The organism is Cellulomonas bogoriensis 69B4 = DSM 16987 (assembly GCF_000767165.1).
Lineage (GTDB): Bacteria > Actinomycetota > Actinomycetes > Actinomycetales > Cellulomonadaceae > Actinotalea > Actinotalea bogoriensis.
Window position 1 is genome coordinate 1 of sequence record NZ_AXCZ01000185.1, and the last position, 5,089, is coordinate 5,089.

Sequence of the window (5,089 nt, forward strand, 5' to 3'; positions counted from 1 at the left end):
TGTCGCAGGACATCAACGAAGGGCCGGACCCTGAGGTCCGGCCCGTCTGCGCGCCCGGGATTGGTGGCCCCCCGGTGGCGCTACGGTGACCCCATTTGTTCATTCGCATAACGCGATGACATTGTCGCGTTATGCGAACATCGGCTCCGGTCCTGGCGCCGTTCCTGCGCTCCCGGTCCGCTCCCGGCCCCTGGTCGGACTGGACATAGGCACGGAGTAGGCGCGTGATCGCACGAGGGGACCAGGACTGGGCGACGATCGACAACCTGGTGGCCGATCGACGACTCGAACGCGTGGCGCCGAGTCGCGAACTCGCTGACGCGCTGATCGACCAGGCGCGACGCCACCTCGCGACAGCGGCAGCAGACGTCGACGTGTCCACATCGACTGCATGACCGGCGCGGAGCGGCTCCGCGTCCTCACGAAGTAGGCGTCGCGCGCCGCGGACTTTCGGACAGCCATAGGCTCAGGCCGCCTGATCGTGCCCTCCGGAGTCGCTGGCGTCCGTATGCTCGATGCCGTGATCGGCGGGTCGACGTATGCCTTCGGCGTGCAGCTTCGGCTCACCTCGACAGCGCAGGATGGTCGCCGGACGCCACTGCTCGGCGGCGCAGGTCGGGAGGCGATGTTCCAGTACTGCCCCAACTGGGGACTGCCACACATGACGCCCCCAGATCAGACGGGCGCGCGCGTCCTGGCTTTCTCCAAGGAGAACATCCACCCGGGCGACGAGGTGCGCGTGGTGATCGTGCCGCCGTACCCCCAGATGGTCGGCGAGTGGACCCGAATCGTCGTGGGCGACGTGCTCCCGATGTACGAGGGTCCGCGAGTCTGCGGCCACGGTCGCGTGCTCTGGCGGCGTGGTACCCAGCTGCCGGTGCCCCGCCGGGATGAGGAGATGTTCCGCGCCTGGGTGCTCGACCCCAGCACACCGGCGGAGCCGGACTGAACCCGCGAGGCCTACACCCGGGTCTCTTCCCACCCCGCCCAGGAAGAACGCATCGTTCAGTCGGACACGTCTGGGTCGGCGGCCGCGCTGCGCATCGCATTGGCCCGGAGGCGGTCGGACAGGGCGAGGACCTCCTCGCGCAGGGCGTTGGGGGTGATCACCTCGAAGTCCCAACCGAGCCCGGCCAGCATGTGGGCCATACCGTCGAGGTGCTCGGCGCGCGTCCTGAGGAGGACGCCCTCGACGTGCTCGGTCAGCCGTCCCGCGCTCGGGGGCAGTCGCTCGCCCGCCTCCGCGAGGGTGGTCCTCAGCACGACGGCGACCTCGTGAGACCACGGGACCGCCGCGATGCCGGACACGACCCGCATCGTCGCGTCGAAATCGGCGGGCACCACGTACGAGGTGTCGCCTCGCCTCACCGAGGCGATGCGGTCCAGCCGGAACGTCCGCACGTCCTCACGGCCGCGGTCGTGTCCGGTGGCGTACCACCGGCCGGAGTGGAAGACCAGGCCGTAGACATCGAGCTCACGCTGCGACTCCCGCCCGTCCCATGCGGTGTACGCGATCACGACGGTGCGCCGTGCGTGCGCCGCCCAGGCGAGGTCGAGGAGCGTGTCGGCGTCGGCAGGAGCGCCGGCGCGCACCCGGTTCGTGTACTGCGCGGTCGACACCAGGCTGTCCAGGCGCCTGGCCAGGGCCCCCGGGAGCACACGCGTCACCTTCGCCGACGCGCTCGCCGTCGCCGCGGGGTCCGTGGTGGCGAGCCCTGCGCGTTCCGCAGCCCGCAGGCCCAGGACAACGGCGATCGCCTCGTCGTCGGTGAGCATCAGCGGCGGCAGCTTGTAACCAGGCAGGAGGCGGTACCCGCCGTACCGGCCGCGCCGCGCCTGGACGGGGACCCCGAGGTCGGCGAGGTGCTCGGCGTAGCGCCGGACGGTCCGCTCATCGACCCCGAGACGCGCCGCGAGCTCGCCGACGGTGCGTTGGCCGCCAGCCTGGAGCAGCTCCAGCATCGCCAGCACGCGTGCAGTCGGACGGGTCACGGCCCTCCCAGGCACGCGGTCCGCCGCGCCGGTGGTCACGAGTGCGCCGTAGCTGTGGCCGACGAGCACGACGTCGTGCAGGTCGTGCTGCTCGAGCAGGTGCACGACGTCCTCGATGTGGGTCGTGAGGTCGGTCTCGGGCGATGCGGCACGGGCGCGCTCGCCCATGCCGTGGCCCGCCTGGTCTACGTCGACTCGGGGCCCCTGCCGAACGGCATGGCGCAGGCCGACTTCGAGGGACCCGACGCGCGTGCGGCCAACCAGGACCTCGTCAGGGCACACGGTGACGGCTGGAGGCTCCCGCCGCCCCCGTGGGCCACGCTCGCCGCCGAGGTGCCCGAGGTCGACGACGCGACCGTCGCCGCACTGGTCGAGGGCTCGCAGCCGCAACCGTGGCTCAGCGCCACCCAGCCGGTCGCACTCACGGACGCCTGGACGCGTCTGCCACGCACGGGCGTGCTGTGCAGCTTCAGCCTCGACCAGCTGCAGCAGATGGCACCCCACGCGCCGGCGTTCGCGCACATGGTCGACGGCGACTGGACATACGTGGAGCTGCCGACATGGCACTGGCCGATGCTGAGCCGGCCCGGGGCGCTCGCCGCGGTGCTGGACCAGGTCAGCCGCGAGACGGTCGCGCCCGTCGGCTGACCGTCGACACGGCGCCCACACGCAGCCGGTTCACCTCAGCACCCTGCGTTCTCGTCGCTGCACAGGACCTCCCAGGCCTGGAGCGTGCGCTCCACGATCTGGTCCCGGCCGGTCTCCGGTGTGCCCTCGCCACCCTCCACCGTGATCAGCATCATCAGGTTGCCGCGCTGACCGAGGGTCGCGTACGTCCCGAAGGGCGTCGCCCCACCCTCACCGTCACCGAAGTAGGCGGAGATGCCGATCGTCTCGTCGGGGATGTCCAGAGCCTCGGTGGACACCAGGTCGCTGTCGGTGCTGCACGCCTCGAGGGCCTGCACCGCGCGCTCCCACTCCTGGGCGAGGGCGTCGCCGTCGGCGAAGGCTGCGATCTGCTGCACGTCGATCTGGGCCTCGAACTCCCCCGTCCCGTCCCGGGCGGTGACCATCGCGGTGGGGTCCTGCGGTGTGACGGCCTCGCAGTCGGCAGGCAGCACCCACGCGGTGGGGCCGTCCTCGACCTCGCGGGGTTCCTCCTCCGCGGGCAGGAGCAGGTCCCCCAGCGGCGGCGCCTGGTCGGCGTCCGACCCGTCCTCGGTCGGTTCGGGGTCCTCCTGCTCGGGCTCGACAGGCTCAGGGGTCTGCGCCGGTTCTGTGGCCGTCGGGTCCGGGGCCGAGGTCGGTTCGGCGTCCTGCCGAAGGCCGAGACCGTCGAACGCGAAGGCCCACACCGCCACCGCCACGACCACCACCGCGGCCACGACCACAGCGAGAGGACCACGCCGGGCGCCGGCACCGCTCTCCTCGGGCCCTTCCGTGGGCTCGTGCTCAGGGCCGGGTACGTCAGAGTGCTGCGGAGTGCTCATGTGGTCCCCCCGAGGGCCTTGCCCGGCGTTGCCGCGGGCCGCCGGTCATGGGATGCCGATGACCACGACAGGGCGTCGGCGCGTGCTCCAGAACGTCCTCCCACCCAAGCACGACGGCTCCGCCCTGTCCTGCGGCGGCCTCGACCCCACTCCGTCCCTCGCTCCGTCCGTCATTCCGTGCGGCGGGGCGCCTCCTGGTCGCCGCAGTGCCACGGCAACATGGACCGCAGGAGCCGTTCGGCGTCCTCGGCGCCGTCGCGGGCACCGTGCGATCGCCGGACCATCACCTGGAGCTCCGACCCGCTCTCGCACATCCATCCCGACATCCACCGCGCGTCGCCGTCCGGGTACGTGTAGCCCCAACCAGGGACGTCGGCGTCGACCGGGGTCGATCCCGCTCGCCGGGCGCGGTCCTCCCGCCACGCGTCCTCGTCGGCCAGGTACCCGGACCAAGGCAGGTAGGACCGGAAGACGGCGACCTCGGGGTCACGACGCCCGTCGTCCTCACCGTCGCGCGCCGACCCCACACCGCAGGACAGGGAACGCTCCAGGTCCCAGCTCCCCTCGTCGAACCGCACGTGCAGCTCGTCGTCGCCGATGATCAGGCTCATGGCCTCGTGGGGAACGCCCGCACACACATACCGGTCCGCGGCCTGCTCAGGCACCGGTGAGGTGTCCGGGCCGCAACCGGCGAGCGCGAACGGGACCAGGAGGGCGGCGACGGTGACGGCACGGTGGGGGACTCTCACCCGGGCGACGGTACATCCCGCGCGGGGTGGGCACCGGAGCCGATGTGACAGCGCCCCGCGCACCTGCTTCACCCTTCACGCGGTGCGGTGGGTCCGCGCGAGCAGCCAGAGGAAGTACGGGGTGCCGACCAGGGCGGTCACCAGACCGGCGGGCAGCTGCGTGGGTGCGGCGACCGTGCGGCCCACGGTGTCGGCGACCAGGACGAGCAGGGCACCGAGGACCGCGGCGAGCGGGACGACGAGCCGGTGCCGCCGCCCCACCAGGGCCCGGGCCGCGTGGGGTGCGACCAGACCCACGAAGCCCACGAGCCCGATGCCCGCCACCGCCACACCCGTGAGCAGGACGGCACCGCCCAGCAGTGCCCCCCGGGCACGACCGGGCGACAGCCCCAGCACGCGGGGCACGTCCTCGTCGATCGACACCAGGTCCATGCGCCGGTGCTGGAACCACAGGAACGGGACCAGGACGAGGCAGCCCACGGCCAGCGGGACGAGGTGCTCGAAGGTCCGCCCGTAGGTCGACCCCGCGAGCCAGGTCAGGGCCTTGGAGGCGTTGAAGGGGTCGGTCGCCACCACGAGGATCGTCACCAGGGCGCTCGTCACGTACGAGATGCCCAGCCCCACGAGGATGAACGTGTCCGAGGCGAGGCCTCGCCGTGCCACCAGCCCGAACAGCAGCAGCGAGGACGCCAGCGCCCCCGCCCCCGCCGCCCCGGCGAGCGCCCAGAACCCGGCGAGCGGCGCGAAGGTCACGAGCAGCACCGCACCCACCGATGCGCCGCCCGAGACGCCGATGATGGTCGGGTCCGCGAGCGGGTTGCGGGCGGAGGCCTGCACGGCCGTCCCGGCGACCGCGAG

Annotated in this window: 6 protein-coding genes; 2 read left to right on the forward strand and 4 right to left on the reverse strand. The window is 72.5% G+C overall.

Going from position 1 to position 5,089, the window contains the following annotated elements:
* Positions 1–520 precede the first annotated feature (520 nt).
* Positions 521–949 carry a hypothetical protein gene (locus N869_RS12745; RefSeq protein ID WP_156968540.1) on the forward strand — a complete coding sequence of 143 codons (429 nt, stop codon included), beginning with the start codon at positions 521–523 and terminating at the stop codon, positions 947–949.
* Between the two features lie 56 nt (positions 950–1,005).
* Here the strand turns inward: N869_RS12745 and N869_RS12750 are convergent, their stop codons facing one another.
* Positions 1,006–2,097, reverse strand: a complete 1,092-nt coding sequence (locus N869_RS12750; protein ID WP_232229728.1) for a helix-turn-helix transcriptional regulator — start codon at positions 2,095–2,097, stop codon at positions 1,006–1,008.
* On the opposite strand from N869_RS12750, the gene N869_RS12755 reads away from it, so the two are divergent.
* The gene (locus tag N869_RS12755) at positions 2,047–2,640 is read left to right on the forward strand and encodes an alpha/beta fold hydrolase (RefSeq protein WP_156968541.1); all 594 of its coding nucleotides are present in this window, start codon (positions 2,047–2,049) and stop codon (positions 2,638–2,640) included. The two genes, N869_RS12750 and N869_RS12755, sit on opposite strands and share 51 nt — an antisense overlap.
* 35 nt (positions 2,641–2,675) lie before the next feature.
* Here the strand turns inward: N869_RS12755 and N869_RS12760 are convergent, their stop codons facing one another.
* The 3 genes from N869_RS12760 to N869_RS12770 all read right to left on the reverse strand — a co-directional run.
* Positions 2,676–3,482 carry a hypothetical protein gene (locus N869_RS12760; protein ID WP_156968542.1) on the reverse strand — a complete coding sequence of 269 codons (807 nt, stop codon included), beginning with the start codon at positions 3,480–3,482 and terminating at the stop codon, positions 2,676–2,678.
* 170 nt (positions 3,483–3,652) lie between these two features.
* Entirely contained in the window at positions 3,653–4,231 is a 579-nt protein-coding gene (locus N869_RS12765) for a hypothetical protein (RefSeq protein WP_035062250.1), read from the reverse strand.
* A 75-nt stretch (positions 4,232–4,306) separates the two neighbouring features.
* On the reverse strand, positions 4,307–5,089 hold a 783-nt coding region (locus N869_RS12770), incomplete at its 5' end, for a FecCD family ABC transporter permease (RefSeq protein ID WP_035062253.1).

What these genes read in the sequence shown, in the direction of transcription:
- N869_RS12760 (WP_156968542.1), bottom strand. Translation starts at nt 3,482, where the DNA reads ATGAGCACTCCGCAGCACTCTGACGTACCCGGCCCTGAGCACGAGCCC.